This window comes from Hyphomonas sp. NPDC076881 (genome assembly GCF_050269995.1).
Taxonomy (GTDB): Bacteria; Pseudomonadota; Alphaproteobacteria; order Caulobacterales; family Hyphomonadaceae; genus Hyphomonas.
Genome location: NZ_JBNNJJ010000002.1, coordinates 113,926 through 140,696, shown reverse-complemented (window position 1 = coordinate 140,696; position 26,771 = coordinate 113,926). Strand labels below are relative to the sequence as shown.

Annotated in this window: 26 protein-coding genes; 10 read left to right on the top strand and 16 right to left on the bottom strand. The window is 63.4% G+C overall.

Annotation, left to right across the window (positions count from 1 at the left end; translation table 11 throughout):
- Positions 1–5: 5 nt before the first annotated feature.
- Positions 6–1,022, top strand: coding sequence for an aldo/keto reductase (locus tag ACQKI2_RS02620; protein WP_427378179.1), 1,017 nt, complete (start codon positions 6–8; stop codon positions 1,020–1,022).
- Between the two features lie 138 nt (positions 1,023–1,160).
- Here the strand turns inward: ACQKI2_RS02620 and ACQKI2_RS02615 are convergent, their stop codons facing one another.
- Positions 1,161–3,668, bottom strand: coding sequence for a DNA translocase FtsK 4TM domain-containing protein (locus ACQKI2_RS02615; RefSeq protein WP_427378178.1), 2,508 nt, complete (start codon positions 3,666–3,668; stop codon positions 1,161–1,163).
- 205 nt (positions 3,669–3,873) lie between these two features.
- Positions 3,874–5,232 (bottom strand): ammonium transporter, encoded by a 1,359-nt coding sequence (locus ACQKI2_RS02610; protein WP_427378177.1) that lies wholly within the window; start codon positions 5,230–5,232, stop codon positions 3,874–3,876.
- 219 nt (positions 5,233–5,451) lie between these two features.
- Between ACQKI2_RS02610 and ACQKI2_RS02605 the strand changes: the two genes are divergently transcribed.
- Positions 5,452–6,687 carry an FAD-dependent monooxygenase gene (locus ACQKI2_RS02605; protein WP_427378176.1) on the top strand — a complete coding sequence of 412 codons (1,236 nt, stop codon included), beginning with the start codon at positions 5,452–5,454 and terminating at the stop codon, positions 6,685–6,687.
- A gap of 11 nt (positions 6,688–6,698) precedes the next feature.
- On the opposite strand, the gene ACQKI2_RS02600 is transcribed toward ACQKI2_RS02605, so the two are convergent.
- The 4 genes from ACQKI2_RS02600 to ACQKI2_RS02585 are packed head-to-tail and all read right to left on the bottom strand — an operon-like array spanning position 6,699 to position 8,831.
- On the bottom strand, positions 6,699–7,004 hold the full coding sequence (locus ACQKI2_RS02600; RefSeq protein ID WP_035597392.1) for a gamma-butyrobetaine hydroxylase-like domain-containing protein: 306 nt from the start codon (positions 7,002–7,004) through the stop codon (positions 6,699–6,701).
- The gene (locus tag ACQKI2_RS02595) at positions 7,001–7,249 is read right to left on the bottom strand and encodes a Trm112 family protein (RefSeq protein ID WP_427378175.1); all 249 of its coding nucleotides are present in this window, start codon (positions 7,247–7,249) and stop codon (positions 7,001–7,003) included. The genes ACQKI2_RS02600 and ACQKI2_RS02595 overlap by 4 nt, the downstream gene beginning before the upstream one ends.
- A gap of 8 nt (positions 7,250–7,257) precedes the next feature.
- Positions 7,258–7,902 carry an LON peptidase substrate-binding domain-containing protein gene (locus tag ACQKI2_RS02590; protein ID WP_427378174.1) on the bottom strand — a complete coding sequence of 215 codons (645 nt, stop codon included), beginning with the start codon at positions 7,900–7,902 and terminating at the stop codon, positions 7,258–7,260.
- 41 nt (positions 7,903–7,943) lie between these two features.
- Positions 7,944–8,831, bottom strand: a complete 888-nt coding sequence (locus ACQKI2_RS02585; RefSeq protein WP_427378173.1) for a tetratricopeptide repeat protein — start codon at positions 8,829–8,831, stop codon at positions 7,944–7,946.
- A gap of 178 nt (positions 8,832–9,009) precedes the next feature.
- Here ACQKI2_RS02585 and ACQKI2_RS02580 point away from each other — a divergent pair, with 178 nt between their 5' ends.
- Together ACQKI2_RS02580 and ACQKI2_RS02575 are read left to right on the top strand one after the other, a co-directional pair.
- Positions 9,010–9,672, top strand: coding sequence for a LolA family protein (locus ACQKI2_RS02580; protein WP_427378172.1), 663 nt, complete (start codon positions 9,010–9,012; stop codon positions 9,670–9,672).
- A gap of 243 nt (positions 9,673–9,915) precedes the next feature.
- A complete protein-coding gene (locus ACQKI2_RS02575; RefSeq protein WP_427378171.1) occupies positions 9,916–10,725 on the top strand; it encodes an exodeoxyribonuclease III in 810 nt (269 codons plus the stop codon).
- Here ACQKI2_RS02575 and ACQKI2_RS02570 read toward each other — a convergent pair.
- Positions 10,715–11,401, bottom strand: a complete 687-nt coding sequence (locus ACQKI2_RS02570) for a response regulator transcription factor (RefSeq protein ID WP_427378362.1) — start codon at positions 11,399–11,401, stop codon at positions 10,715–10,717. The genes ACQKI2_RS02575 and ACQKI2_RS02570 overlap by 11 nt on opposite strands.
- A gap of 98 nt (positions 11,402–11,499) precedes the next feature.
- Here ACQKI2_RS02570 and ACQKI2_RS02565 point away from each other — a divergent pair, with 98 nt between their 5' ends.
- Positions 11,500–12,006 (top strand): L,D-transpeptidase family protein, encoded by a 507-nt coding sequence (locus ACQKI2_RS02565; RefSeq protein WP_427378169.1) that lies wholly within the window; start codon positions 11,500–11,502, stop codon positions 12,004–12,006.
- On the opposite strand, the gene ACQKI2_RS02560 is transcribed toward ACQKI2_RS02565, so the two are convergent.
- Positions 12,003–12,674, bottom strand: coding sequence for a YggS family pyridoxal phosphate-dependent enzyme (locus ACQKI2_RS02560; protein WP_427378168.1), 672 nt, complete (start codon positions 12,672–12,674; stop codon positions 12,003–12,005). The two genes, ACQKI2_RS02565 and ACQKI2_RS02560, sit on opposite strands and share 4 nt — an antisense overlap.
- A 1-nt stretch (position 12,675) precedes the next feature.
- Between ACQKI2_RS02560 and ACQKI2_RS02555 the strand changes: the two genes are divergently transcribed.
- The gene (locus ACQKI2_RS02555; protein ID WP_427378166.1) at positions 12,676–13,296 is read left to right on the top strand and encodes a thiamine phosphate synthase; all 621 of its coding nucleotides are present in this window, start codon (positions 12,676–12,678) and stop codon (positions 13,294–13,296) included.
- A 68-nt stretch (positions 13,297–13,364) separates the two neighbouring features.
- On the opposite strand, the gene ACQKI2_RS02550 is transcribed toward ACQKI2_RS02555, so the two are convergent.
- Both ACQKI2_RS02550 and ACQKI2_RS02545 read right to left on the bottom strand, forming a co-directional pair.
- Complete coding sequence (locus ACQKI2_RS02550; protein WP_035597381.1) at positions 13,365–13,817, bottom strand: NtrZ family periplasmic regulatory protein; 453 nt, start codon at positions 13,815–13,817, stop codon at positions 13,365–13,367.
- A 73-nt stretch (positions 13,818–13,890) separates the two neighbouring features.
- Entirely contained in the window at positions 13,891–15,084 is a 1,194-nt protein-coding gene (locus ACQKI2_RS02545) for a porin (protein WP_427378165.1), read from the bottom strand.
- A gap of 122 nt (positions 15,085–15,206) precedes the next feature.
- Between ACQKI2_RS02545 and ACQKI2_RS02540 the strand changes: the two genes are divergently transcribed.
- Genes ACQKI2_RS02540 through holA form a run of 4 tightly spaced genes read left to right on the top strand, consistent with a single transcriptional unit; the run spans position 15,207 to position 19,748 of the window.
- On the top strand, positions 15,207–15,629 hold the full coding sequence (locus tag ACQKI2_RS02540) for a DUF3576 domain-containing protein (RefSeq protein ID WP_427378164.1): 423 nt from the start codon (positions 15,207–15,209) through the stop codon (positions 15,627–15,629).
- 50 nt (positions 15,630–15,679) lie between these two features.
- Entirely contained in the window at positions 15,680–18,247 is a 2,568-nt protein-coding gene (gene leuS, locus ACQKI2_RS02535) for a leucine--tRNA ligase (RefSeq protein WP_427378163.1), read from the top strand.
- A complete protein-coding gene (locus ACQKI2_RS02530; RefSeq protein ID WP_427378162.1) occupies positions 18,244–18,717 on the top strand; it encodes a hypothetical protein in 474 nt (157 codons plus the stop codon). The genes leuS and ACQKI2_RS02530 overlap by 4 nt, the downstream gene beginning before the upstream one ends.
- Positions 18,717–19,748 (top strand): DNA polymerase III subunit delta, encoded by a 1,032-nt coding sequence (gene holA / locus ACQKI2_RS02525; protein WP_427378160.1) that lies wholly within the window; start codon positions 18,717–18,719, stop codon positions 19,746–19,748. Before ACQKI2_RS02530 ends, holA begins: the two co-directional genes overlap by 1 nt.
- Positions 19,749–19,768: 20 nt before the next feature.
- Here holA and ACQKI2_RS02520 read toward each other — a convergent pair whose 3' ends face one another.
- The 6 genes from ACQKI2_RS02520 to rho all read right to left on the bottom strand — a co-directional run bounded on the left by ACQKI2_RS02520 (position 19,769) and on the right by rho (position 26,732).
- The gene (locus ACQKI2_RS02520) at positions 19,769–20,752 is read right to left on the bottom strand and encodes a ParB/RepB/Spo0J family partition protein (RefSeq protein WP_427378159.1); all 984 of its coding nucleotides are present in this window, start codon (positions 20,750–20,752) and stop codon (positions 19,769–19,771) included.
- Positions 20,749–21,555 (bottom strand): ParA family protein, encoded by an 807-nt coding sequence (locus ACQKI2_RS02515; RefSeq protein WP_035597362.1) that lies wholly within the window; start codon positions 21,553–21,555, stop codon positions 20,749–20,751. The genes ACQKI2_RS02520 and ACQKI2_RS02515 overlap by 4 nt, the downstream gene beginning before the upstream one ends.
- On the bottom strand, positions 21,548–22,171 hold the full coding sequence (rsmG, locus tag ACQKI2_RS02510) for a 16S rRNA (guanine(527)-N(7))-methyltransferase RsmG (RefSeq protein WP_427378158.1): 624 nt from the start codon (positions 22,169–22,171) through the stop codon (positions 21,548–21,550). The genes ACQKI2_RS02515 and rsmG overlap by 8 nt, the downstream gene beginning before the upstream one ends.
- 2 nt (positions 22,172–22,173) lie before the next feature.
- Positions 22,174–24,039, bottom strand: a complete 1,866-nt coding sequence (gene mnmG / locus ACQKI2_RS02505) for a tRNA uridine-5-carboxymethylaminomethyl(34) synthesis enzyme MnmG (RefSeq protein ID WP_427378157.1) — start codon at positions 24,037–24,039, stop codon at positions 22,174–22,176.
- A gap of 64 nt (positions 24,040–24,103) precedes the next feature.
- Positions 24,104–25,429 (bottom strand): tRNA uridine-5-carboxymethylaminomethyl(34) synthesis GTPase MnmE, encoded by a 1,326-nt coding sequence (gene mnmE / locus ACQKI2_RS02500; RefSeq protein ID WP_427378156.1) that lies wholly within the window; start codon positions 25,427–25,429, stop codon positions 24,104–24,106.
- Between the two features lie 13 nt (positions 25,430–25,442).
- Positions 25,443–26,732, bottom strand: coding sequence for a transcription termination factor Rho (rho, locus tag ACQKI2_RS02495; protein ID WP_427378155.1), 1,290 nt, complete (start codon positions 26,730–26,732; stop codon positions 25,443–25,445).
- Positions 26,733–26,771: the final 39 nt, after the last annotated feature.

Genomic DNA, 26,771 nt, shown 5'->3' with positions numbered 1-26,771 from the left:
ACGCCATGCAACACCGCCGCCTTGGCAAAAGCGCCATCTATGTTTCCGACATCTGCATGGGCACGATGACTTTCGGCACCCAGACCGACGAGAAGGAAGCCTTCCGTATTCTGGATGCAAGCCTGGACGCGGGGATCAACTTCTTCGACACAGCCGAAAACTATCCGGTGCCGCCCGACCTCAAATATGGCGGGCTGACCGAGGAAATCTTCGGACGCTGGATGAAAACCAAGGACCGGGACGCGATCATCCTGGCCACAAAAGTGTGCGGGCCCTCGCATGGCTGGATCAAGGGATCGCAGCGGGCCGGCATGACGGCGCTGGACCGGCACAATATCCGCCGCGCGGTGGAAGCGAGCCTGACCCGTCTGCAGACCGACTATATCGATCTTTACCAGACCCACTGGCCCGACCATGGCACAGGCTTCGAGGAGACGATGGAGACCCTCGATGATCTGGTGCGCGAAGGATATGTCCGCATTGTGGGCTGTTCCAACGAAGACGCCTGGGGGCTGATGAAGTCGATCGAGACATCCAGCCGCCTTGGAACAGTCCGTTACCAGACGATCCAGAACAATTTCTCGCTGAACAATCGCCGCTTCGAGGACGCGCTTTCAAAGATTTGTGAGCGTGAAGGGGTAAGCCTTATTCCCTATTCCCCGCTGGGGGGCGGCGTGCTGTCTGGCAAGTATCAGGGCGGCGCCTTCCCGGAAGGCGCCCGCTTCTCCGCCTATGCCAACAGGGGCGGGCGCCACACGGCCATGACGCAGCGCTTTATTAATGAGAAGACCCTGGCGGCGACAGCCCGCTATATGGAGATTGCCAAACAGGCCGGCATGAGCCCGGTGACGCTGGCGACCGCCTGGTCCAAGCAGCACAGCTTTGTGGCCTCCACGATTGTCGGCGCGTCGCGCTTTGATCAGCTGGCAGATATTCTGGCAGCGGCTGATCTTGTGTTGCCCGAAGATGTCATGAAGGCGTGCGACAAGGTTTCCCGGGAAATTCTCTATCCGATGGGATGAGGCCTTCCCGCTGGCCGGCCGGGCCTCTCCCTGAGGGAAGCGAGCTGGTGGGTAAGAATGAAAACCCAAATGGCCCCCGCCTCCTTCTGTGGAAGGCCGGGGGCCGCCCTTGGGGGCCCACCATGGCTGGGGATTCTGTCAGGCGGCGCTGGCCTTGCCATTACCCCCGCCCCCGGCGAGGACTTCGCGCTTGCCGGCATGATTGGGGGCCGAGATGACGCCTTCTTCTTCCAGACGGTCGATCAGACCAGCGGCTTTGTTATAGCCAACCTTCAGACGGCGCTGGAGATAGGACGTGGAAGCCCGCTGATCGCGCACCACGATCTGGACGGCCTGAGAGAAGAGGCCTTCATCATCATCGCCGCCGCCGCCGGTGCCAAGGATGGCATCCATGACGGCCGAGCCGGTGGAGCCGTCATCGGGCGATTCCAGAATGTCCATCACATAGTCAGGCTCGCCCTGCTCGCGCAGCCAGTCTGCCACGGCGCCTACATCCTCGTCAGCCACAAACGGGCCATGCAGACGCTGGGATTTCTTGCCGGGGGCCTGGTACAGGAGGTCGCCCATGCCGAGGAGCTGTTCGGCGCCCTGCTCATTGAGGATGGTGCGGCTGTCGACCTTGTTGGTGACCATATAGGAAATTCGGGTTGGGAAGTTTGCCTTGATCGTGCCGGTGATGACGTCCACGGACGGACGCTGCGTGGCGGTGATCAGGTGGATGCCGGCGGCACGCGCCATCTGGGCGAGACGCTGGACGCAGCTTTCCACTTCCTTGCCGGCAACCAGCATCAGGTCTGCCATCTCGTCGATCACGACGACGATGTTGGGGATATGGTCCACGGGCAGAACTTCAGTTTCATAGACCGGCTTGCCGCGATCATCGAAAGCGGTCTGCACCTTGCGGGTCATCTCTTCACCGGCGGTGCGATACTTCGCGGCCTTCTCGTTATAGCCGGCCAGGTTGCGGACGCCGGCCTTCGACATCAGCTCATAGCGGCTTTCCATTTCGCGCACGGTCCATTTCAGCGCGTTGACGGCCTTGTCTGCCTCGGTAACGACCGGCGCGAGGAGGTGCGGGATCCCTTCATAGACGGAGAGTTCGAGCTTCTTCGGGTCGATCATGATGAAGCGGCACTGTTCCGGCGTATGGCGATACAGCAGCGACAGGATCATGGCGTTGACGCCGACCGACTTGCCCGAGCCGGTGGTACCGGCGATCAGCAGGTGGGGCATCTTGGCGAGGTCGACCACGGTGGGCACGCCGCCAATATCTTCCCCCAGAGCCATGGGGAGGCTGGCGCGGTTGGCGGTGTAGGCTTCGGACTCCAGCAGCGAGCGCAGCCAGACGGTATCACGCTCTTCATTGGGCAGCTCGATACCGATTGCGTTCTTGCCGGGCACAACGGCCACGCGGGCGGAGACGGCGCTCATCGAGCGGGCGATATCGTCTGCCAGCGAGATGACGCGGGAGGATTTCACGCCGGGCGCCGGTTCCATCTCGAACAGGGTGATCACCGGGCCGGGGCGGACTTCCTTGATGCGGCCGCGGATGCCGAATTCCTTGAGAACTTCGGACAGGCGCGCGGCCTTGGCGATGAGGGCGTCCTCATCAATGGTCTCGCGGCGGGCTTCGGGTTCCTGCAGCAGATCGATCGACGGCAGGCGGGTGGCGGCGGCGCGGCGGCGCTCAGGCTGGGAGACCTTCGGCACAGAGGCCGAGCGCGGCGCCTGGGCCGGCTTTGAGAAGGTGAAGCGCGGCGGACGGGGGGCGTCTTCATCCTCGTCATTTGCAGCTTCATAGCCGTCGTCTTCGTCTTCATCGTCCCAACGGTCGTCGTCCTCGTTGCGGGCGTAGTCTTCGTCCTCGTCATCAAGGTCGCGCAGATAGCGCGAGGTGGGGATGTAATCCTCGTCCGACTTGATGATGAGGGTGCGCTCTTCGCGTGTGGCGGCAGGCGCGGCCGTTTCGTGCGGCAGGCCGGGTTCGCGGGTGACGAGCTTCTGGCCGATGCGCAGCAGCATGCCCCCTGCCCCCCGCGCCTGGATGGCGGCGTGACGCCCGCCGCGGGTGGCGGTTTCCTGGAGCAGCTGAGCATCCCGGCGGCCGAAGCCGAGCGCGGAAAGCGCCGTCCACAGCGCCAGACCGCCCATCAGGAAACCCGCCCAGACCTGCGGCGAGGGCAGCATCAGCACCCGGAAAGGCAGGACGGTGAGATTGAACAGGCCATCGCCCAGCATGCCGCCGAGACCGGCGCTGAGCGGCCAGGATTCCGGCACGGGCCAGGAGGCAAAGCAGGCGGCCGACAGCGGAACGGAGATGGCCCCCATAATCCAGCGGCGCACACGCGGCTTGCCGACGAGCACGGCGCGCATCGCGCCGCCGATCATCAGGGCAAGGCCGGCAATCCAGCCCGACCAGCCAAGCGTCTGGCGCGCCAGGTCTGCGAAGACAGCGCCGGTAGACCCAAAGAGGTTTTGCACGGCTGCGCCTGTGGCCGCATTCCAGCTGGGATCGGTGGGCGTGTAGGAACCCACAGCGCCGCACACGAAAACCCCTGCCCCAAAGGCGGCAGCGCCTGTCAGAATTCTCCAGACGGGGTCACTCACCGTGCGGAGTTCTGAATCGCGGCTGGCGTAATCTGTCATCGGGGAGGACGCTCCGTATTGGACTTTGGTGCGGGCCTCCACCATGCCTCCGTTAGGCTTAACGCCCTGCAAACGGATCGCCTGAAATTTCAAAGAATCTGCAATTCAAGCAGGGGTTTCATCCGGGGATGGAATGTGAAAGACCCCGGCGGATCACTCCGCCGGGGCCCAAGGTCTGTGGAATTCTATCCTGATTAGCGGCCGATTACCGGTTCGAGAATTCCGGGTAGGCTTCCAGGCCGATTTCTGCCCGGTCGAGACCCATTTCCTCGTCTTCCTCGCTCGGACGCACGCCGATCGTGAATTTGAGGGCGAGCCAGACGATGGACGAGGCAACAACCACGAACACACCGGTCAGCGCCACGCCGACGAGCTGGCCGAGATAGCTGGCGTCGCCATTGGAAAGCGGAACGATCATCGTGCCCCAGATGCCGCAAACAAGGTGGGCCGGGATGGCGCCGACCACGTCATCGATCTTGAACTTGTCGAGCAGCGGCACGGAGACCACCACGAGGACACCCCCGACGGCGCCGATCAGAACCGAGAGGCCCATCGACGGCGCGAGCGGCTCAGCGGTGATCGAGACGAGGCCACCGATGGCACCGTTGAAGATCATCGTGGCATCGAGCTTGCCCTTATAAAGGATAGCCGTCGTCACCATCGCCGCCAGCACGCCGCCAACAGCGGCCATGTTGGTGTTGGCGAAGATCTGGGCGACCGAGTTGATGTCGGCGGCAGTGCCGGCAGCAAGCTGCGAGGCGCCGTTAAAGCCGAACCAGCCGAACCACAGGATGAAGGTGCCCAGCGCGGCGAGCGGAATGTTGGAACCGGGCATCGGGTTCACATGGCCGCCGGAGTATTTGCCTTTACGGGCGCCGATGATGATGGCGCCGGTGAGGGCTGCCCAGCCGCCGGTGGAGTGAACGAGCGTCGAGCCGGCAAAGTCGGAGAAGCCCCACTCGCTGTCGAGATAGCCGCCGCCCCACTCCCAGCTGGCCACGATCGGGTAGATGAACGCGGTCAGAACCGCGGTGAAGGCCAGGAAGGGCCAGATCTTGATACGCTCGGCCACGGTGCCCGAGACGATCGAGGCAGCGGTGGCAACGAACACCATCTGGAAGAACCAGTCAGATGCCGGGGCGTAGCCGCTATCGGATTCGACGGAGAGATCGCCGCCGCTCCAGGGGCCAGGCGTGGTGCCGAGGAGGCCCATCAGCGTGGTCGCGCCCGGATAGGCCATGTTGTAACCAACGACCCAGAACATGAGACCGGCAACGGCAAACAGGGTGACGTTCTTGGTGGCCTGCATGGCGGCGTTCTTGGACCGCACGAGGCCTGCCTCCAGCATACAGAAGCCGGCCGCCATGAACATGACAATCAGGCCCCCGATGAGGAACAGGTAGCTGTTATCCACATAAGCGCTGGCGCTGCCGCTCACCGCTTCTTCCAGCGCGGCCAGACGTGCCGCCACATCGTCTTCCTGCGCATATGCAATGCCTGCCGTGAGCAGTGCCAGCGGCGCGAGTGTCGCCCCGCGGATCCATCGTCCAATCAGTTGGCCCATTGGCCCCTCCTTACTTGCCATCTTCATCACGCAGAGCCCGGTGACCCCCAGCGCTCTCCCACCGCGATATGATTGTGCCTGCCCGGAAAAGTCGCACATGACGCAAAGGCGGGCTTCGATTCTGCCCTGGCGTGGTCAGAACTTGTGCAGAGATGCGGCCAATCGCCCAAACGGGCGCCATCGCTGGACCAGACGGCCTCTCAGGGCTACCTCAGTCACATGGTTGAAACCGTGTTTTCCGCTCCCTTGGACGCAGACCTTGCGGTGATCGGCGCCGGCCCTGTCGGCACCGCGCTCGCCGTGCTGGCGGCGAAGGCCGGCCTGCGCACCGCGCTGGTAGACGTGCGCCCCGAAAGTGCAGCCCCCGCTGCAGATACGCGCAGTTTTGCGATCGTGCGCGGCAGCTGGCGATTGCTCGGCGCGGCGGGAGTTCATGGCGATCTCAAGGGCCTGACCGAACCCCTCAACGGGCTTGAGGCTGTCGATGGCGGCACCCATTGGTTTGGTGCGCCCTGGGCGGCGTTTTCCAATGACGATCTGCCCGAAGGTGACCGCGAAGCCCTGGGCGAATTGGTGCCTGCTGGCGCATTGCAGACTGCGCTCGACCGGAAGGCAGGCGAGACCGAAGGCCTTGTCTGGAAGCGGGGCGCCCGTTTTTCAGGCTATGAAGCAGGCCCTTCGGGCGCGCGGGTGCATCTGGAAAGCGGAGAGAGCTTCCGCTGCGCCGTGATTGCCGCCTGTGACGGCATCCATTCCGCCGTGCGCCAGGCAGCGGGGATCGGCACCGAGGGGCGCAGCTATGGCAAGTCTGTTTTCGCGGCAGACGTCAAACTCTCCCGCCCGCATGGCGGCATTGCCCGGCAACTGTTCACGCCGGAGGGGCCGTTTGCCACCCTTCCCCTGCCCGATAACCGGGCAAACCTCGCCTGGTATATGAAAAGCGGCGCGGCCGAGACGCTGGCGAAGATGCCGAAGGAAGCGATCGAGGCCGAACTCAATGCGCGCTTTGCCGAGTTTGCCGGGCCGATGACGCTGGACGGGCCACCGCTGGCCTATCCGCTGGTGATGCAGATTGCCCGCGACATGACCGGCCCGCGCGCCGCGCTGTTGGGGGACGCTGCCCGGCGGATCAACCCGCTGGCAGGACAAGGCCTCAATCTTGGCTTCAAGGACGCTGCCGCGCTCTATGACGTGATCCTTGAAGCGCGCGAAGTGGGCCTTGATCCGGGCAGCGAAACCGTGCTGGCGCGCTACCGCGAATGGCGCCGGTTCGACTCGGCAGCCACGGCCCTGTTCATGGACGCGGTGGACCGGACCTTCTCAAACGACAATCTGTTGCTGAAGCCGCTGCGTACCCTCGCGCTGACAGCGGCCAACAAGGTGGGCCCCATCCGGCAAGCCCTTGCCCGGCAGGCGAGCGCCGATCAGGAAAGTCTGCCCAGCCTGATGCGCTGAAGGCGCAATTTCTAGTCTCCGACCGTCAGGGACCGGAGAATATTCCAGGTGTAGAGCCCGCTGGAGTGGCCATCGGAAAAGAAGAGGCGCACAGCATAGCGCCCGACCGGTTCTGCCTTCAGGACACGGATGTCTTCCGGCACCACAGGCGGCGGCGGTTTGGGGCCCCGGCCATGGCCCTGGACTTCCGCAGACGGACTTTCAAGCCGCAGGGTGCGATAATCCACCCGGCCGGCGCGGCCATCTTCAAACTCGGCAACCAGTTCCTGGGCGCCGGCGCGAAAGGTGAGTTTGACCGGCCAGGGCTGGGCGCTCATGGCTCGGCTGCCTCTTCGGCCTCATCCAGATCGCGGGCCTCTTCCGGCAGCATGATCGGGATGCCGCCGCGAATGGGATAAGCGAGGCGCGCGTTCTTCGAGACCAGCTCATTCCGGGCGCGGTCATAGGCGAGCGGCTGGCGCGTCAGAGGGCAGATCAGGGTTTCGAGCAGGCGCGGATCGACGCCATTATGCTCGAAGGGGACGATCTCATCTTTTGGCTCATTGCCCGGCAATTGGCTCATGTCTGCTCCTACTGGATGGGGCCTGCCCCGCCGGGGGCACTGCCGAACTCCAGAAGGGCCGTCAAGGCGCTGGCGCGTTCAGCGAGGCTCGGCGCCTCCAGCAATGCCTGTTTTTCCATCGGCCCGAACGGGCATCCAGAAGCGAGCGCATGGACAAGCGTTTCGAGCGAGGCTTCCTGCAGGGCAGACCAGTCCGTCTCCAAGCCATTGGCGGCGGCATAATGGCGGAAGGCAGCGATCAGCGCTTCGCGCTCTTTCCCCTCCCCTTCCGGCGGGGGGACAAGATCCCCGGCGAAGCGTTCCCAATCCGGTTGCACCTGCCGGTAAGGCGTGGTGACATCCAGTTCGCGCGCGACGCCGAAGCGGCACACGCCGGTGAGCGAGATCAGATACCGGCCATCGGGAGTTTCGGTATAGCTGGTGATGCGGCCCGCGCAGCCGACCTCGGCAATCAGCGGCTGATGGCGCGGCCCACCGACGGTCTGCACCATGCCTATAAGGCGCGAGCCGCTCATCGCATCATCAATCATGTTGAGATAGCGCGGCTCAAAAATGTTGAGCGGCAGCTGCCAGCGGGGGAAGACCAGCGCGCCGGGGAGCGGAAACACGGCGAGCGTCGCAGGCAGGTCAGCTGTCTTGCGATACGGCGCCATGATCTTTTCCTTTCGCCCGGCGCGGGCTGTGCATCAGAAGGTCAGGCAAACATCAGCGACGAGAGGCGGCGGCGGCCTTCGATGGTGACCGGCTCGGTCGGGCCAGCAGCCTCGAAGATTTTCAGCAGCTTGTCTTTCGCCTTGCCGCCTTCCCAGTCGAGCTTGGCGGAGAGGATGATCAGGAGATGATCCGCCGCGTCCTGGTATTTGCCGAGAGCGGCATACTGCTCGGCGAGCTCGAAGCGTTTCTCATGATCACCGGGATTGGCCATCACGGCCGAAAGGGCTGCGTCCAGCTCGCTGGGCGGGGGGGCGTCAGCCATCATCTCGATGGCAAGGCGCACGCTCTTGATGGCGCTGTCATTCTTCTTGGCTTCGGGCACCATGGCGAGGGTGGCCTCGGCACGCTCCTTGTCCCCTTCCGCCAGATAGCAGCGGGCAAGGCCCGCAATCGCCGCAATGTTCTCCGGCTCCTGTTGAAGGATGGCGGCATAGATTTCAGCGGCGAGGGCAATGTCACCCTGCTGGCTGGCGGCTTCGGCCTGGGAGATGGCTTCGGCGATCATCTGCGCGTCATCGGTGCCCGACAGCAGCTTTTCCACGAAGGCGCGGACCTGGCTTTCCGGCAGCGCGCCGAGGAAGCCATCCACCGGGCGGCCCTTGTCAAAGGCATAGACGGCGGGAATGGAGCGCACGCCAAGCTGGCCGGCATAGGCCTGGTGCTCCTCGGTGTTGATCTTGACGAGCTTGACCGCGCCCTTCTTGCTTTCGACCACCTTCTCAATGATCGGGCCGAGCGTGCGGCAGGGACCGCACCAGGGGGCCCAGAAATCGACGATCACCGGCTGGGTCATGGAGGCTTCCACGACATCGGCCATGAAGCCCTGGTCAGTGCCTTCCTTTACGTGCTGGAGTTCAGCGTTGCTCATTGCAAGAATCCCTTTGTTTCGGGCGCAAAGATGGGACTGCGGAAAGACGAGCGCAAGCGGGCACGCCATGCCCGCCGCAGCCAGTTGATGAAAATCTGCCATGCGCCCTGTTTAGGCCCGGTTCAGCCCCTTAAGTGTAGGCGTGATCCCGTATGGTCATATAAAGGAGGCCAGAACGATGATGAATTTCTTTGCTCCGCTTGCTGCTGCCGCGATGATTGCCGGGGCCTCTCCCCTGCTGCCGGCGTTGAAACAGGCGCCCGTGAGCCCGTCGATTGCCGCCCCGGCCGCCGCTGCGCAGCTGACCGGAGCCGAGCGCGCCACCTTGCTGAAAGAAGCGTCCCAGGCGCTGGCCAGTGTGAAGACCGCGCGCGGCCGCTTCGAGCAGACATCGCCGGAGGGCGCCTTGTCGACCGGCCAGTTCGCGATGCAGCGCCCCGGCAAGGTGCGGTTTGACTATGACGACCCGGTGCCGCTGTTGATGGTGAGCGATGGCACCACCGTTGCCCTGCAGGACAGTGATCTGGAAACCACTGACCGCGTGCCGCTGAAATCGACCCCTCTGTCGCTTCTGCTGAGCGACCGGCTGGATTTCGAGAGCCAGGCCGATGTGATTGATGTGCGCCGCGCCAATGGGCGGACCAACATCACTGTTCAGGACAAGAGCGGCGACATGGAAGGGACGCTGACCCTGGTGCTCGCCGCGGCGGACAATTCACTGGTCGGCTGGCAGACCACCGATGCCAATGGCGGCAACACCTCGGTTCTGCTGAGCAATGTGGAGACCGGCGCCCGGCTCAATCCGCGCCTGTTCATCCTGCGGGACTTCGACAATAACTGAGACACAAAAGCGTGATTGCTGTTACGTCGAGTTAATTTGAGATTTTCCGCTCGGCGTGACATAAAAGACACATCGACGGACAGGAAGCCGCGTAGCACCGACCCCCCGCTGCGATACCTTCCGCCCGCTCGACACCGGATACACGATGTCCGGACATCAAGACGCTGAACTGCGTCCGGCGCGCCCGAACTCCCCGCGTTCGGGCGCGTTGACGTTTAAGGGGCAGGTGTTAGCCAGAGGCGCATGACCCGCCCGATCAAGATCACCACCTGGAACATCAACTCCGTCCGCCTGCGCGCGCCGAATGTCGAAGCCTTCGTGGCCGCTGAAAAGCCCGACGTGGTGTGTCTGCAGGAGACCAAATGCCAGGACGGCGAATTTCCGCTGAAAGCCTTCAAGGAGATGGGCCTGCCGCATCTGGTGATCCGCGGCCAGCGCGGCGGCCATGCTGGCGTCGCGATTGCCTCACGCCTGCCGCTGCAACAGGTCGACGTGCCCGACCTCTGCCGGGAAAACCATGCACGGGTGATTGCCGCCCGCCTGCCCTCCGGCCTGGAGATCCACAATATCTACCTGCCCGCAGGCGGAGACGTTCCCGACCCGCATGTGAACGTCAAGTTTGACCACAAGCTGGATTTCCTCGAGCGGCTCGGGCCTGGCTACAAGAAACTGAAAAAGGGCGCGAAACGCATTCTCGTCGGCGATCTCAATGTCGCCCCGCATGAGAATGACGTCTGGTCCCACAAACAGCTCCTGGGGATCGTCTCGCACACGCCGCAGGAAACTGAGCGGCTGGAAGAGTCGCGCAAATCAGCCGGTTTTGAGGATATTGCCCGCCTGGCCGTGCCCGAGGAGCAGAAACTTTATACTTGGTGGAGCTACCGCGCCGCAGACTGGGCCGCTTCCAACCGGGGCCGGCGGCTGGATCATATCTGGGCCAACAAGGCGGCGATGGAGGACGTGGATGTCAGCTCCTTCCGCATCCATCCCGCCTGGCGCAGCGGCTGGAAGCCGTCAGACCATGCACCGGTGACTGTGAAAATCAGGGCCTGAGGCGATAGCCACCGGTATCCGTGAGCAAGAGCTGGGCGTTGGAGGGATCAGGCTCGACCTTCTGACGCAGACGGTAGATGTGGGTTTCCAGTGTGTGGGTGGTGACGGCGGCGTTATAACCCCAGACTTCTGACAGAAGCGTCTCGCGGGCGACCGGCTTGCCCCCTGCCCTGTAAAGGAATTTCAGGATTTCGGTTTCCTTCTCCGTCAGGCGGATGCGGCGGCCTTCCTTGGTGCGCAGCAGTTTCATCGAGGGGCGGAATTCATAGGGGCCGATGTCGAAGGTGGCGTCTTCGGTCTGCTCGAAACTGCGCAGCTGGGCCCGGACACGGGCCAGCAACACGGCAAAGCTGAACGGCTTGGCGACGTAATCATTGGCGCCGGCCTCAAGGCCCGCCACCGTATCGCTCTCCCCGGAACGCCCGGTGAGCATGATGACGGGGACGCGGTTTCCCGCCTCGCGCAGCTTGCGGGAAACGTCCCGGCCGCTCATGCCCGGCATGTCGACATCCAGAATCACAAGGTCGACGCGGTCTTCGGCCAGCCTGGCGAGGGCCTCTTCGCCGGTGGCGGCGGTCAGCGGGGTGAAACCATCGGTCAGGGCGAACTGTTCGCCGAGCGTTTCCCGCAGGTCTTCCTCGTCATCAACGATAAGAATGAACTTCTTGGCCGTCATCTGCGTGTCTCGCTTGATCTGCGCGCCATTCGCGCCTGCCGCTTGCATAGAAAGGTGGCGCCTGTTTATCCAATAACAAGAACGGGAGGCGCAGCCAGGTGACGCATTTCATTGCGTTTTCAGACGGGCGGCTGGAAGGCGGCGGGCTTTCCCTGCGCTGCGCGCTGGGCAAAGGCGGCGTTATCGGGGCGGCGGAGAAACGCGAAGGCGACGGGGCCTCACCCGCAGGGGTCTGGCCGATGCGCCGGGTGTGGTACAGACCGGACCGGGGCCCGGCGCCGGAAACAGGCCTTCCGGCGATTGCCCTGCATCCTGCCGATGGCTGGTGCGACGCGCCGGGAGACGCCCGGTATAATCGATGGGTGCCCCTGCCCTACCCCGCGCGTCACGAGCGGCTGTGGCGGGAGGACGGTCTCTACGATCTGATTGTGGAACTGGGATATAACGACGATCCGGCCGTGCCGGGCAAAGGCAGCGCGATCTTCCTGCATGTGGCGCGGCCAGGATACCCGCCAACGGAGGGGTGCGCGGCGCTGGCGGAGGCTGACCTGCGCGAAGTGGTGAAGCGGCTTCAGGGCGCCTCAACCCTCGAGATCCGCGCTTAAGCGGCGCCGCGATCCCCAAACAGGGCGGTTCCAACACGCACATGCGTGGCGCCGTAACGGGCGGCGAGTTCATAATCGCTGCTCATGCCCATGGAGAGAATGCCGAGCCCATAATCGCGGGCGATCTTCTTCAGCAGAGCGAAGTGCGGACCGGCCGGCTCGTCCGCGGGCGGGATACACATGAGGCCGGCAACCTCCAGTCCCGCCTGCTGGCGTGCATATCGCAGCAAATCCCCGACTTTTGACGGAATAACGCCGGCTTTCTGGGGTTCTTCCCCGGTATTTACCTGAATGAGAAGCTGCGGGCGGCGGCCTTCTTTTTCCATCGCGTTGGCCAGCGCATCGGCGAGCTTTTCCCGGTCGAGCGTCTGGATGACATCGAACAGGCGTACGGCATCGGCAGCCTTGTTGGTCTGCAGGGGGCCAATCAGATGCAGAACAAGATCCGGATAGGCTTCGCGGCGGCTTTCCCAATGCGCCTGCGCTTCCTGGACGCGGTTTTCCCCGAACACCCGCTGACCAGCGGCGAGAACCGCCTCGATGGCGGCGTCAGACTGGGATTTGGAGACAGCGATCAGCTCCGGCACGCGCGCACGGGCGGCAGCAAGTGCGGCGAGGATCCCGGCGCGGCGGTTGGCAATGTCCTGGTTCAGGCTATCAGTGCTCATGATGAGCGAGAAACCCCAATCCAGTTCGAGGCGCAAGGCGCGGATGGCCGCGCGGGTGGCCGCCCGCCACCTGCCCGAGGGGTTGCCGCCAGCGTTTTTCCTCACCGATCTAGCGCGGACGCCTGACCCGGACGCCATTGTGGCCGGGCTTCCGGAAGGCTGGGGGGTGATTTATCGCCATTTCGGGGGCCCGGACCGGGAAATCGTTGCGCGGCGGCTGCTGAAACTCTGCCGGGCGCGGAAACTTCTTCTGCTGATCGGCGCCGATGCCGAACTGGCGGCAAAGATCGGGGCGGACGGGGTTCACTGGCCGGGGCGGATGGCCGGGGCCTCCCGCAAGTGGCGCGGGCGGTTCAAATTGCAGACAATGAGCGGACACAGAGGGGACAATTTCGGACATTTCCGGACACTGCCGGTCAAGGCGGTGCTGTTTTCGACCGTTTTTGCGTCCCGCAGCGCGAGCGCCGGGACGGCTATCGGCGCGCAGCGGTTCCGGCGGCTGGCCACGTCCCTCCCCTTCCCTGTCTATGCTCTGGGCGGGGTAACTCCTGATAATGGACTCTGCATTGCGGATTCAGCTGGGCTAGCCGCTATCGACGGCTGGAACTGTTTCAAAGTCTGACCTCAACACGCAGAAACGCAGGCAACGCCCGCAAAGGCGCCGCACGATCTTTCATCATTTTCAGATTATCAGAACTTGAAGGCCGACTTCAGACGGATGCCGGCTTCGACATCCTGGTTTTCCCAGCGCTTGGACGAATCAAATTCATCTGCGCCGATGCGCACTTCGCCGCCGACAGAGAAGCGGGGGGTGACGCGGAAGGTGGCGCCAGCCTGGACTTCTTCGCGCGGAAGATAGGTTTCACCCGGACGGGTGACCTTATCGAAGTTCAGCTGCCAGCGGGAATCCTTGCCGATCTGGACCGAGAAGTCCTGATTGGGCTCCGCCTGCCATTGCAGACGGGATTCGGCAGGCTTGCCTTCGGAGAACTGGCGATACCATTCGGAGCGTGCCGAATTGGTTTCCGACAGGGTGGGTGCCTCAACACGGATCGCATCACCTGCCACACGTTCCTGTGCCACAGCCGGCAGCGTGAAGGCTGCGGCCGCAAGGGCAAAAGAAAGAATAAGGTCTGCGCGCATGTTAACTCCCAGCCACTAATGATAGTGAGGGGACCCGCTTAATGAAAGATTAAGTTTCTGATAAAGCGAGGAATTAGAAGGAACGTGTGATTTCGATCACAATGCCGTCGCGACTCCCCCCTGTGGCGGGAACCTGCGCGCCGGAATTCAGGTATGCAGTATCCACATCCCGCCAGCCCGAGGCAAGCCGCCAGTCTGCACTTGGCTTCCAGACAAGGCCGATCTGCCAGCTGTCGCTGGTGAGGCCAGCAAATTCATCTTCCGCGCCGGAGACTTCCGCCACCGCTTCGAACTTGCCGAAAGGCACGGCCGCCGAAACGGCCCAGGCCGAATAATCTCCCGGCCCGGCGGCAATACCATTGTTCGATTCCAGATAGCTGCCGCCAAGGCGCAGGCGGGAGAATTCTGCCGAGGCACCCGCAGACCAGGTTTCAACGGTGCCATAGAGGCTGGGATCGGGCGCAAAGCGCGCTTCGGCCTGGCTGTAGGCCGCCGCCGCGCGCAGGCGCACCCCGCTTTGCGGCAGGCGGCGGGAAAGATTGAGCGCCACTTCGAAAGCGTCTTCGATTTCCGGGCGCGACGCCCCCGGGAAATCGCTTTCGGTGTCCCGGTCCACGCCCCGGCGGTCTGCGGTGGGGGTGTAGGAGACGCCGCCCCGCAGACCCAGGATGCGCGGGGTGGCGTAGCTGATCTTGGCGGCGGGGCCGGTGAGATCATGATCGGTGCGGGCGATGATCTGGCCTGTGGGATCGAGCGCCGGATTGACGAGGCCGGAATGGGCAAAGAGCGCGGGGCCGCCCTCAAAGAAGCGGGTGGCGATCCCCTCATCTGCGCCCAGGCGGGCGTCGCCATAGCCCCCCTCTATATAGATGTAAGCGGTTTCCAGGCTGATCCGCAGATCCCGGTCTGCCGGAGTATCGCCGCGCGCCAGACCGCTGAACGCGCCGCCCGAAGAGGCCCCTGCCCCGGCCGCAGGCGGGAAAACGCCGCTGAAGCCGGCGCGGGCGGGATGGTCACGCTGAAGCTCCACGCCGCCAACCGCGCCGATCTCGGCCCCGTTCATCAGCACATAGTTGATCGCCATACGTGCCTTTGCGAGGCCAAGCACTGCCTCATCCGCGTCGGGCGCAGCGACCAGCGCGAGCTCGGCGCTTGCCTCGCTTTCAACCCCGCCCGGATCGTCCCACACATCCTGCGCTGCCGCCGCAGGAACAAGCGCCACCATCGGCGCGGCAAGGGCAAAGACAATCCGGCGGGTGTTAAGCATCACGGGCGGCTCCATCACAGGCGCTGCGGCTGACTCAGCCAAGCGCATAACAATACTGGCGAGGCCAGAACCCGCTTGTTATACATGCCGGGTCAACAAGGAATTGCATGCGGAAAATGAACATGATCAAGCCGATCCTCACCGCCGCCTTTGCCGGCCTGCTGCTCGTCTCGGGCTGCCAATCGCGCGGTAAAGCCAATGATGGCCCGCTTGTGGTCCAATCGGTCGGCGCATCCAACCCGTTTCTGTGGCGCGCGACGCTGGATACGCTGTCCACGCTGCCGCTTCAGTCCACCGATCCGATCGGCGGGATCATTTCCTATGACTGGAAGAGCTTTCCGGACGCCCCGAATGAGCGCGTGAAGGCGACCGTGTTCATTCTGGACTCGCGCCTGCGCGCCGATGGCGTGAAGGTAACCGTTCACCGCCAGGTGAATACCGAAGGTCAGTGGGCCGATGCGGCCGCCGACCCGGAAACGGCGATCCAGCTCGAAAACAAGATTCTTGAACGGGCGCGACTTCTTCGGACCTCGCAGATCGGCTAAAGCGCCGATACAAGCCTGTAACACTTCGATTCCATTCAAGGGAGCCCAGGATGGCCACCCGTTATGATCCGCAGAGCGCGGAGCCCCGCTGGCGTGAAGCCTGGGAGAAGGCCGACATTTTCCGGACCAAGGCGCCAAGCGAAGCGCCCGGCGCGCCGAAGGCGTTTGTCCTCGAAATGTTCCCTTACCCTTCCGGCCGTCTGCATATGGGCCATGTGCGCAACTATGCGATGGGCGATGTGGTGGCCCGGCATAAGCGGGCGAAGGGTTACAATGTGCTCCACCCGATGGGCTGGGATGCGTTTGGCATGCCGGCCGAAAACGCCGCCATGGAGCGCAAGGTTCACCCTGGCAAATGGACCTATGCCAACATCGAATCGATGAAGGCACAGTTCCGCAAGCTCGGCCTGTCACTCGACTGGAGCCGGGAGTTTGCGACCTGCGACCCGGAATATTACGGCGCCCAGCAGGCCCTGTTCCTGAAGCTGATGGAAAAGGGGCTGGTCTATCGCAAAGCCTCAAAAGTGAACTGGGACCCCGTGGACAATACCGTGCTCGCCAATGAGCAGGTGATCGACGGGCGCGGCTGGCGCTCGGGCGCGCTGGTGGAACAGCGCGAGCTGACGCAGTGGTTCTTCAAGATCACGGCGTATGCAGATGATCTGCTGGAAGCGGTTCAGAAGCTGGACCGCTGGCCGGAGAAGGTCCGCACGATGCAGGCCAACTGGATTGGCCGGTCCGAAGGGCTGGAGATGACCTTTGCCTTTGAGGGGGCGGCGCCTGCCGGCTTTGAAGATGGCATCACCGTTTTCACCACGCGGCCGGACACGCTGTTCGGCGCAAGTTTTGTTGCTCTGTCTCCGGATCATCCGCTGACGATCCAGCTGACGGAAAAGTCTGATGAGCTGAAAGCCTTCCGCGCAAAATGCGCCCAGGTGGGCACCAGCGAGGAAGCGATCGAAAAGGCCGAGAAGCTGGGCTTCGATACCGGCCTGACGGTCGCCCATCCGTTCGAACCCGGACGGACGGTTCCGGTCTGGGTCGCGAATTTCGTGCTGATGGGATATGGCACCGGCGCCATCTTCGGCTGCCCGGCGCATGACCAGCGTGACCTCGACTTTGCGCGCAAGTTTGGGCTGAACGTCTATCCCGTGGTGCTGCCACCGGGCGCGGACGCGGCTACGTTTGAGGTCGGCACCGAGGCGTATACCGGACCCGGACATATATATAAGTCAGGTTTCCTGGACGGCCTCTCCATCGAGGACGCCAAGCGCGCCGCAATTGCGAAGATTGAAGCGGCTGGCCAGGGCGAAGGCAAGGTGAACTATCGCCTGCGTGACTGGGGCGTTTCGCGCCAGCGCTATTGGGGCTGCCCGATCCCGGTGATCCATTGCGAGGATTGCGGGGTTGTGGGCGTTCCGCAGGCGGATCTTCCTGTGCGCCTGCCGGAGGATGTGACCTTTGACGTGCCCGGCAACCCGCTGGACCGCCACCCGGCCTGGAAGCATGTGAACTGCCCGAAATGTGGCAAGCCGGCGCGCCGGGAAACCGACACGCTGGATACGTTCGTTGACAGCTCCTGGTATTATGCCCGCTTTGCAAGCGCAGCCGATCCGGCCGAGCGCGCCTACTGGCTGCCCGTAGACCAGTATATTGGCGGGGTGGAACATGCCGTGCTGCACCTTCTCTATTCGCGCTTCTTTGCGCGCGCGATGCGGGATGTGGGCGAGCTGGACCTGCCTTCGGGCGAACCGTTTGCCGGCCTCTTCACGCAAGGCATGGTGACGCACGAGACCTACAAGTCCGAGGCCGGAACATGGCTCGAACCCTCCGCTATCGAACGGAAAGACGGCAAGGTTTTCGAGATCGCCACCGGGCAGCCAGTGAAGGTCGGCGCCATCGAGAAGATGTCGAAGTCGAAGAAAAACACGGTCGACCCCGATGCCATCGTCGCCACCTATGGCGCCGATGTCGCGCGCTGGTTCGTGCTGTCTGACTCCCCGCCCGAGCGCGATGTGGAGTGGACCCAGTCAGGCGCGGAGGGCGCAGCGCGCTTTGTTCAGCGGGTCTGGTCATTCGTTGATGCCTTGCCCGAAACGGGCCCCTTCCCTGCCCCCGGCAGTGAGGACACCTCAACCGCGCTGCGCAAGGCGAGCCACAAGGCCGTCGCCAGCATCGACAAGGCCATCGAGGAATTCCGCTTCAACTCCGCCATCGCCACCGTTCATGAATGGGTGAACACGTTGAAGAAGGCCGAGAGCGACCCGGCAACAATTGGGGCGCGCGCCGAAGGGGCTGACATGCTGGCGCGCTGCCTTGTGCCGTTCATGCCGCACCTGGCCGAAACCTGCTGGGAACGCCTGCGCAGGCCGGGCCTCGTTTCACAGGCGATCTGGCCAGAAGTCGATGCTTCGCTGGTGGTGGATGATACCGTAACGCTGGCGGTTCAGGTGAACGGGAAACGCCGCGCCGAAATCGTTGTGGCAAAGGATATGGCCAATGATGCCGTCGAGGCAGCGGCCAGGGCCTTGCCCGAAGTGGCCACCTTCATCGAAGGCAAGAGCGTGAAGAAAACGATTGTTGTGCCGGGCCGGATTGTGAATATCGTGGTCGCATGAAGCATTTTCTCGCCGCCCTGCTGCTCGTCGCCACCGCCGCGTGCGGGTTTCAGCCGGTCTATGCGCCGGTCAACGGGCAGTACGCCGAATCCGGGCTGATCACTGTTTCGCCCATCGAAGGCCGCCAGGGACACATGCTGCGCCGGGCCCTGCAGGAAGAACTGGCCGTCGGCATGCCGGGGCTGACGGAGAAGGTTACACTGACCGTCAACCTACAGAGTGATCTCACCCGGTTGGCCTTGTTGCCGGATGGTGCAGCATCCCGCTCCAGCATCATGGCGAGCGGCAGCTATCGTCTTGAAGGCGAGAATGTACAGGTGACGGGACGATCCGACGTCGAAACCAGCTTCCTTGTGCCGGACTCGCCCTATGGCGATATCGCCGCCCAGACGGATGCGGGTGACCGCGCGATGCGGGTTCTGGCCAAACAGATCGCCGACGATATCCGCCTGAAATTTGCGAGCCCCTGATGCTGCACAAGGGACGCGCGGCGGAAGGTTTCGCCCGGCGGCCTGATCCGGAAGTCTGGGCCGTGCTCGCCTTCAGCGAGGATGAAGGACTTTCCTTCGACGCCGGCCAGGCGCTGATCGCCAGCTGGGGCGGCAAGCAGGGCATGGATGTGACCGTGCTGGATGACGATGCCATCAAGAAAGAGCCCGCCCTCCTGTTCGACGCGCTCGAGGCCGTCTCGCTGCTCGGCGACGCGCGCGCTGTTCGGGTTCGCACAAGCGGCGACAAGATTGCCGCTTTGCTGGCCGAAGCCATCGAAGCGGGCGACAAGGATCCGAAGCGCTTTGCCGCGAGGCTGGTGATCGAAACGGGCAGCCTGCAGGCCCGGTCCAAACTCCGCGCGGCTGCTGAGAGCGCCAAACGCACGGCCTGCCTTCAGCTTTTCGCGGAAGAGGAGGCTGATGTGGCGAGCCGGGTGAAGACCGCCCTGCTGGCCGAAGGCGCGGTGATAGACCCCCCTGCCCTCGACGCTTTCGTGGGCGACCTGCCGGGAAACCGGGGGCTTGCCAATTCCGAGATCGAAAAGCTCGCCCTCTATGCACGCGGGCTCGGCCGGCCGTTGACCCTTGAAGATGTGCGCGCGCTTTCGGCGACGGATGTGAAACAGGCGATTTCCGGCATCGTCTCCGCCGCGCTCGACGGGCGGCCGGGTGACGCTCAGACCGCCTTCGACAAACTTTCCGAGAACGGAACGAGCGGCATCTCGATCCTTCGCTCTCTCCAGATGGAAGTGCTGCGTATGCTGAGCGCGCATGAGAAGATTGCGGGCGGCGACGGAAACCCCGGCAAATATCTGCGCCCGCCGGTATGGCCGAATGAATGGCCGGCCTTCCGCGCGCGCCTTGGCAAATGGCCAGCGCGCCGCCTGATGCGGGTGATGGAGCGCATCCATGACGCCGAGCGGCAGACGAAGCTGGCGGGGCCGACGGGGGACCCCATGATCCGTCTGCTGATTAACGATCTGGCAAGGGCTGCCGAGAACGTTCGTTAACGGATTATTTAGCTGGAAAGTTAGTCCGGCGCGCGGCGCTTGGCCGTCAGACGGCGGCACACTTCATCGAGCTGTTCCAGATCGCGATACTTGATGCGGATCTCGCCGCCATTCTTGCCATGACGGATATCCACATCCAGGCCCAGCGTGCGGCTGATATCCGCTTCGAGGGCTTCTGTGTTTATGTCCTTCACCGGCGGAGTGAGGCTGTCCATCGACTTGGTTTCGATCGGCGCATTGCTGCGGGCGTCCCGCGCACGGGCCTCAACCTCACGAACGCTGAGGCCCTTCTCCACCGCGATCTCGATCAGGGCTTCAGGATCCGGCGACCCGAGCGCGGCGCGGGCATGGCCGGCACTGATCCGGCCTTCCCGGACATGGGTGCGCGCGCCATCGGGAAGCTGAAGCAGGCGCAGCGTGTTGGTGATATGGGCGCGGCTCTTGCCGACGCTGGAGGCCAGGCTCTCCTGCGTCCGGCCAAAGCGCTTCATCAGGGCTTCATAGGCCTCGGCCTCCTCAATCGGATTGAGGTCGGACCGCTGGACGTTTTCAATGATTCCGATCTCGAGCAGTTCAAGTTCATCGGCATTGCGAACCACGGCCGGGATGGACGTAAGGCCCGCCATACGCGCGGCGCGCCAACGGCGCTCCCCCGCGATGATCTGATACTTGCCTTCTTCCTTCGGATCGGGGCGCACAAGGATCGCCTGAAGGACACCCTTGGCTTTCAGCGAGTCGGCGAGCTCCCGCAGGTTTTCCTCGGTGAAGGTCCGGCGCGGCTGGGCCGGGTTGCGCCGGATGAGATCGATGGCGATCTCGGTGGCCCCGCCCTGGCCAGCGGGCGCGACGCCCGGCGCGGCAGGCGCGGCCACACCCGGAGCCGCAGGCGCGGAGGGTTGAGCCGCCGGGCGAACATTCATCGCCTCGACTTCGCCGATCAGGGCCGAAAGCCCCCGGCCAAGCCGGCTGGGGCGTCCGCGATTGTCTTCCGCCGGATCGCTCATGCCGCCCTCGCCTTTTCACGCTGCAGTACTTCGGAGGCGAGGCGGATATAGGCCTCACTGCCGGGGCAACGATAATCATAGAGCAGCGCGGGCTTGCCGAAGGATGGCGCCTCCGACAGGCGGACGTTACGCGGAATGACCGTGTTATAGACCTTCGAGCCGAAGAAGGCGCGGACCTCATTGGCCACCTGGTCTGACAGGCTGTTGCGCCGGTCATACATGGTGAGCACCACGCCCTGGATTTCGAGCGTCGGATTGAGGCCGGAGCGGACCACTTCGACCGTACGCAGAAGCTGGGTCAGACCTTCCAGGGCGAGGAATTCACACTGGAGCGGGACGAGCAGCGCGTCCGAAGCTGTCATGGCATTGACCGTCAGCGCCGAAAGCGAAGGCGGGCAATCGATCAGCACATAGTCATACTTGACGAGACCGCCCTGTTCGACCCGGTCGATATAGGAGTGCAACGACTCCTTCAGCCGGTATGACCGGTGGGCATCCCCGGCGAGTTCGGTTTCGACCCCGGAAAGGTTCTCGTCACCCGGAACAATGTCGAGGCGCGGAACGATGGTCGAGAGGACAGCCTCTTCGAGCGGTACCCTGTCGACCACCAGATCATAAGAGGTCATCAGGCGCTCGGCACGTGAAATGCCAAGGCCGGTGGACGCATTCCCCTGAGCATCGAAATCGACGATCAGGACGCGGCGGCCGACGGCGGCAAGCGCGGTCCCGAGATTGATGGAGGTGGTCGTCTTGCCGACACCCCCTTTCTGATTCACCACAGCGAAGATTCTCGGCCTAGTCATGACGACGTAAGACCTCCCTGACAATCAAAATGACGCCTGACCCACCACTGCGACTTGGAATCGCTTCATAAGCGAAATTCCACCTTTGGCGGGCTTCAGTCAATTCTTCTTTCCAGCGTTCGCCCTTTGGGAAAACCCCCGTTGCGCCTTTTCGGAGCCAGGGAGATGCGTATTCCAGAAGTTGTGGCATCGGCGCAAAGGCCCGCGCGGTGACGATATCAGCCTTGATCGGCGGCGCTGCCTCGATCCGGCCCTGATAGACAGAAGCGCTCAGACCCGCCGCTTCGATGGCCGCGCGGAGGAAAGCGCATTTCTTGCCGACCGATTCCATCATCGTGACATGAGCCTCCGGGCGCGCCGCCGCGATGATGAGGCCAGGAAAGCCGGCCCCCGATCCGAGATCAACCACGCGCGCCGTTTCCGGAATGTGATCCAGAAGCTGCCAGGAGTCGCCGACATGGCGCGTCCAGATCTGGGGCCATTCTTTCGGGCCGATGAGATTTGACTTCTGCCGCCAGACATCGAGTTCCGAAATGATCTGGTCGAGCCGGTCCAATGTTTCACGTGAAACATCGTTGGCGGCCAAAAAGGCCGCGCGGTCATCCTGCGCGCTCATTTTCACCCCGCTTTGCGGATGCGGCGGACATGCCCGAGTAGCGCTGTCAGTGCCCCCGGTGTGACGCCTTCAATCCGCGCGGCCTGACCGAGTGTGCCCGGACGGACCGCTTTCAGCTTCTGGCGCACTTCGTTCGAAAGGCCGCCGATCAGGTCATAGTCGAGATCACCCGGAAGGGTCAGTGCCTCATCGCGGCGCAGCGCGGCGACGTCTTCGGCCTGACGATCCAGATAGGCAGAATAGAGCGCTTCGATTTCGATCTGCGCCACAATGTCTGCGGGCACCTCGGATAACTCCGGCCAGACGGCCGCCAGATGTCCGAAGCTGATCTCCTTATAGGAGAGATACTCCCAGGCGGAACGCACGCGGCCATCCTGGTTGACGGTCCACCCATTCCGCGCGGCCGCCGCCGGGCTGAGATTGAGGCTTTTAAGAAGATTCCGGGCCGATTCCAGAGCCCGATGTTTCACGTGAAACATTGCGGCGCGTTTCTCGCCCACAACACAGGCCTCGACGCCTTTTCCGGTGAGACGCTGATCGGCATTGTCCGCACGGAGCGCAAGGCGGTATTCGGCCCGCGAGGTGAACATCCGGTAGGGCTCGGTCACGCCGCGGGTCACAAGGTCGTCAATCAGAACGCCGATATAAGCCTCAGCCCGGTCAAAGATGACCGGATCTTTCCCGGCGGCGGCGCGGGCCGCATTGAGACCGGCCATCAGCCCCTGGGCGCCGGCCTCTTCATATCCCGTCGTCCCATTGATCTGCCCGGCGAGATACAGGCCGGGCATAAGTTTGACTTCCAGCGCGGGGCTGAGCGCGCGTGGATCGACATAATCATATTCGATGGCGTAGGCGTGCTGCAGGATGGCGACATCCTCAAGGCCAGGGATCGTCCGGATGAATTTCTCCTGGACCTCTTCGGGAAGCGAGGTGGAGATGCCGTTCGGATAGACGGTGTGATCGTCGAGGCCTTCGGGCTCAAGAAACACCTGGTGCCGGTCGCGGTCGCCGAAGCGGTTCACCTTGTCTTCGATCGAGGGGCAATAGCGCGGGCCGCGTCCAGAAATGGCGCCGGAATAGACCGCCGACTCCTCCATATGCGCTTCGATGATCGAATGGGTTTCCGGTGTCGTCCAGGTGATGCCGCATTGAACCTGCGGGACGGTGATCTCCGAAGTGAGGAAGGAGAACGGGATCGGCTGCTCGTCGGCCGGCTGCATCTCGAGCCGGTCCCAATGAATGGTGCGGCCGTCCAGCCGGGCCGGGGTTCCGGTCTTGAGGCGGCCCATCGGAAGGCCAATGGCATAGAGCCGGTCCGACAAGCCAAGGGCAGGCGCTTCGCCAATCCGGCCGGCGGGAATGCGTTTGGCGCCGATATGGATAACACCCTTCAGGAAGGTGCCCGTGGTGATGACGACCCGGGCCGCCGGATAGCGTGTGCCGGTGAGGCCAATCACGCCGCAGACCTTGCCGTCCTCGACGATCAGGTCCTCGGCGCCGTCTTCGATCAGGGTGAGGTTTGGATAATCCGCCAGCTCGGCCTGCATCGCTTCGCGGTAAAGCTTCCGGTCGATCTGCGAGCGGGGCCCCCAGACGGCGGGGCCTTTGGACCGGTTGAGCATCCGGAACTGGATGCCGGCCTTGTCGGCCATACGTCCCATGACACCATCGAGCGCATCGATCTCGCGAACAAGGTGACCCTTGCCGAGACCACCGATCGCGGGGTTGCAGCTCATCTCGCCAATGGTCGAGAGCTTGTGGGTTATGAGCGCCGTGCGCGCGCCAAAGCGGGCAGAGGCCGCCGCCGCTTCGCAGCCGGCATGGCCGCCGCCAATCACAATCACGTCGAAATCCGGGAAGTCCGGCATTAACCAACCCTTAAGCGCTGCTTGAGGCGGCTATATAACGCCGGGCGCCCTCAAACCCTAGGGGTCATTTTCCGATGCAGAATTTGGAGAAGACGGCGCCGAGAACATCTTCCACATCGACCGTGCCGATGACCGAAGAGAGGTGCCGCAAAGCCATGCGGACATCTTCAGCGGCCAGTTCGGCGCCGATATCCTGGATGAGCGCTTCGCGGGCGGAGACCAGGCTGGCAAGACCGGCGGCGAGCTTTTCGCGGTGGCGCGCGCGGGTGATGACCGGGGCTTCAACCGAAGCGGCGCGCTGGGAGACAAAACCGGCAATCCAGGATTCGAGCGTATCGATGCCTTCGCCGGTGACCGCCGACACAGGCAGCGCGCCATCTGGCGCAAGAATGGTTGGCCGCGCGTCCGCCTTGTTGAAGACGACAATATCCTGCGCCTCGATGGGGCCGGGGGGAGGGGAGGGGGCCGCCCCATCAATGACATGGATGCGGAGGTCCGCTTCGGCCGCCGCCCGGCGCGCGCGGCGCACGCCTTCGGCCTCGACCACATCTTCGGTTTCGCGCAGGCCCGCCGTGTCCGCAATCCAGACGACCTGTCCGCCAAGGATCACCCTCACCTCGACAATGTCGCGCGTCGTGCCGGCGATGTCGGTGACGATGGCCGCCTCCCGCCGGGCCAGGCGGTTGAGGATGGAAGACTTGCCCGCGTTCGGCGGGCCGGCAATGGCAATCCGGAATCCGTCCCGGATGCGTTCGCCCACGCCCCTGTCTCCAAGCCCCGTCTCTATTTCCGCAATCACCTTGCTGAGGCGCTCAAGGATGGGGGCGGCGGTATCTTCCGGAACGTCGCCTTCATCGGGAAAATCGATCATCACTTCGAGGAGGGCGAGCGCGCCGGTCAGCTCCTCGCGCCAGGTGTCATATATTTCGGTTAGGCCGCCGCCGAGCTGGCGAAGGGCCTGGGATTTCTGCGCGGTGGTTTCGGCCTCGATGATGTCAGCGACGCCTTCGGCCTCGGTAAGATCCAGTTTACCATTTTCAAAAGCCCGGCGCGTGAACTCCCCAGGTTCCGCCAGCCGTATTCCGGGCACGGACGTCAGCGCACGGAGGGCATGATCGATGACCGCCGGCCCGCCATGCAGGTAGAGCTCAAGTGTGTCTTCGCCGGTATAGGAATGTGGGGCGCGCGCGTAGAGGGCGATCCCCTGGTCAATCAACTCGCCGGCGGCGTCATATATATATGTGAGGGCTGCGCGTTTCGGCTCCGGCAGACCGGAGGCCAGAAACCGCTGTCCAACCTCGGCAACTGCCGGGCCGGAAATGCGGATGATGGCAATGGCCGACGGCGGAGGGCCTGAGGCGAGCGCGCAGATTGTATCTTGCGCGCCCATCGCGCCAGGCTCCCTAGTTCTTCATCGCTTCGAAGAATTCTTCATTGGTCTTCGTCTGTTTCAGCTTGTCGAGCAGGAACTCGACCGCATCGGTCGTGCCCATCGGCCCGAGGATACGGCGAAGGATATAGATCTTCGAGAGCTGATCGTGCGGCGTGATGAGTTCTTCTTTCCGCGTGCCCGACTTCATGATGTCGATGGCCGGGAAGGTGCGCTTGTCTGCAATCTTCCGGTCGAGCACGACTTCGGAGTTACCGGTGCCCTTGAACTCTTCGAAGATCACTTCGTCCATCCGGCTGCCGGTATCGATCAGGGCAGTGGCCACAATCGTCAGTGAGCCGCCATTTTCGACATTCCGCGCCGCGCCGAAGAAACGCTTCGGGCGCTGAAGGGCGTTGGCGTCCACACCGCCGGTGAGAACCTTGCCGGAGGAAGGAACGGTGGTGTTGTAGGCCCGGCCAAGGCGCGTGATCGAGTCCAGCAAGATCACAACGTCGCGCTTGTGTTCGACAAGGCGTTTGGCTTTCTCGATGACCATCTCGGCCACCTGGACGTGGCGGGTCGCCGGCTCGTCAAAGGTGGAGGCGACGACTTCGCCTTTCACCGTGCGGCGCATGTCGGTCACCTCTTCCGGGCGTTCATCGATCAGCAGAACGATGAGGTAGCATTCCGGATGGTTTTCTTCGATGGCGGCCGCAATGTTCTGCATCAAGACCGTCTTACCCGTACGCGGCGGGGCGACGATCAGGGCGCGCTGGCCTTTGCCGATGGGCGCGACGATATCGATGACCCGGCCCGAGCGGTCTTTCTTGGTCGGATCGCGGCTCTCCATCTTGAGGCGCTTTTCCGGATAGAGGGGGGTGAGATTGTCGAAGTGAACCTTCTTGTTGGCCTTCTCCGGTTCCTCGAAATTGATGCGGCTCACATCGGTCAGCGCGAAGTAGCGCTCGCTGTCCTGCGGCGCAACAATCGGACCCTCGACCGTGTCACCGGTGCGGATGTTAGCCTTCTTCAGCACTTCCGGGCTGACATAGATATCGTCCGGGCCGGGCAGGTAGTTCGATTCCGGCGAGCGCAGGAAACCGAACCCGTCGGTGAGGACTTCCAGAACGCCCTGGCCGGTGATCTCGACTTCGCTATCAGCCAGTTCCTTGAGGATGGCGAACAGCATGTCCTGCGTCCGCATCGAGGAGGCGTTCTCGATCTCGAGCTCCTCGGCATAGGCGAGGAGTTCTTCAGGCGACTTCGCCTTGAGTTCGCGCAGAGTCACACTGGTAAGGTTGTCGAGCATCGTGGAAGCCATTCGGGCAGTATCCGGACTGGAAAAGTCAAAAGGGGAGGG

Bases quoted from the DNA above. Each gene is read 5' to 3' on its own strand.
- ACQKI2_RS02620 (WP_427378179.1), top strand. From the start codon at position 6: ATGCAACACCGCCGCCTTGGCAAAAGCGCCATCTATGTTTCCGACATC.
- ACQKI2_RS02615 (WP_427378178.1), bottom strand. From the start codon at position 3,668: ATGACAGATTACGCCAGCCGCGATTCAGAACTCCGCACGGTGAGTGAC.
- ACQKI2_RS02610 (WP_427378177.1), bottom strand. From the start codon at position 5,232: ATGGGCCAACTGATTGGACGATGGATCCGCGGGGCGACACTCGCGCCG.
- ACQKI2_RS02605 (WP_427378176.1), top strand. From the start codon at position 5,452: ATGGTTGAAACCGTGTTTTCCGCTCCCTTGGACGCAGACCTTGCGGTG.
- ACQKI2_RS02600 (WP_035597392.1), bottom strand. From the start codon at position 7,004: ATGAGCGCCCAGCCCTGGCCGGTCAAACTCACCTTTCGCGCCGGCGCC.
- ACQKI2_RS02595 (WP_427378175.1), bottom strand. From the start codon at position 7,249: ATGAGCCAATTGCCGGGCAATGAGCCAAAAGATGAGATCGTCCCCTTC.
- ACQKI2_RS02590 (WP_427378174.1), bottom strand. From the start codon at position 7,902: ATGGCGCCGTATCGCAAGACAGCTGACCTGCCTGCGACGCTCGCCGTG.
- ACQKI2_RS02585 (WP_427378173.1), bottom strand. From the start codon at position 8,831: ATGAGCAACGCTGAACTCCAGCACGTAAAGGAAGGCACTGACCAGGGC.
- ACQKI2_RS02580 (WP_427378172.1), top strand. From the start codon at position 9,010: ATGATGAATTTCTTTGCTCCGCTTGCTGCTGCCGCGATGATTGCCGGG.
- ACQKI2_RS02575 (WP_427378171.1), top strand. From the start codon at position 9,916: ATGACCCGCCCGATCAAGATCACCACCTGGAACATCAACTCCGTCCGC.
- ACQKI2_RS02570 (WP_427378362.1), bottom strand. From the start codon at position 11,401: ATGACGGCCAAGAAGTTCATTCTTATCGTTGATGACGAGGAAGACCTG.
- ACQKI2_RS02560 (WP_427378168.1), bottom strand. From the start codon at position 12,674: ATGAGCACTGATAGCCTGAACCAGGACATTGCCAACCGCCGCGCCGGG.
- ACQKI2_RS02555 (WP_427378166.1), top strand. From the start codon at position 12,676: ATGAGCGAGAAACCCCAATCCAGTTCGAGGCGCAAGGCGCGGATGGCC.
- ACQKI2_RS02550 (WP_035597381.1), bottom strand. From the start codon at position 13,817: ATGCGCGCAGACCTTATTCTTTCTTTTGCCCTTGCGGCCGCAGCCTTC.
- ACQKI2_RS02545 (WP_427378165.1), bottom strand. From the start codon at position 15,084: ATGCTTAACACCCGCCGGATTGTCTTTGCCCTTGCCGCGCCGATGGTG.
- ACQKI2_RS02540 (WP_427378164.1), top strand. From the start codon at position 15,207: ATGATCAAGCCGATCCTCACCGCCGCCTTTGCCGGCCTGCTGCTCGTC.
- leuS (WP_427378163.1), top strand. From the start codon at position 15,680: ATGGCCACCCGTTATGATCCGCAGAGCGCGGAGCCCCGCTGGCGTGAA.
- ACQKI2_RS02530 (WP_427378162.1), top strand. From the start codon at position 18,244: ATGAAGCATTTTCTCGCCGCCCTGCTGCTCGTCGCCACCGCCGCGTGC.
- holA (WP_427378160.1), top strand. From the start codon at position 18,717: ATGCTGCACAAGGGACGCGCGGCGGAAGGTTTCGCCCGGCGGCCTGAT.
- ACQKI2_RS02520 (WP_427378159.1), bottom strand. From the start codon at position 20,752: ATGAGCGATCCGGCGGAAGACAATCGCGGACGCCCCAGCCGGCTTGGC.
- ACQKI2_RS02515 (WP_035597362.1), bottom strand. From the start codon at position 21,555: ATGACTAGGCCGAGAATCTTCGCTGTGGTGAATCAGAAAGGGGGTGTC.
- rsmG (WP_427378158.1), bottom strand. From the start codon at position 22,171: ATGAGCGCGCAGGATGACCGCGCGGCCTTTTTGGCCGCCAACGATGTT.
- mnmG (WP_427378157.1), bottom strand. From the start codon at position 24,039: ATGCCGGACTTCCCGGATTTCGACGTGATTGTGATTGGCGGCGGCCAT.
- mnmE (WP_427378156.1), bottom strand. From the start codon at position 25,429: ATGGGCGCGCAAGATACAATCTGCGCGCTCGCCTCAGGCCCTCCGCCG.
- rho (WP_427378155.1), bottom strand. From the start codon at position 26,732: ATGGCTTCCACGATGCTCGACAACCTTACCAGTGTGACTCTGCGCGAA.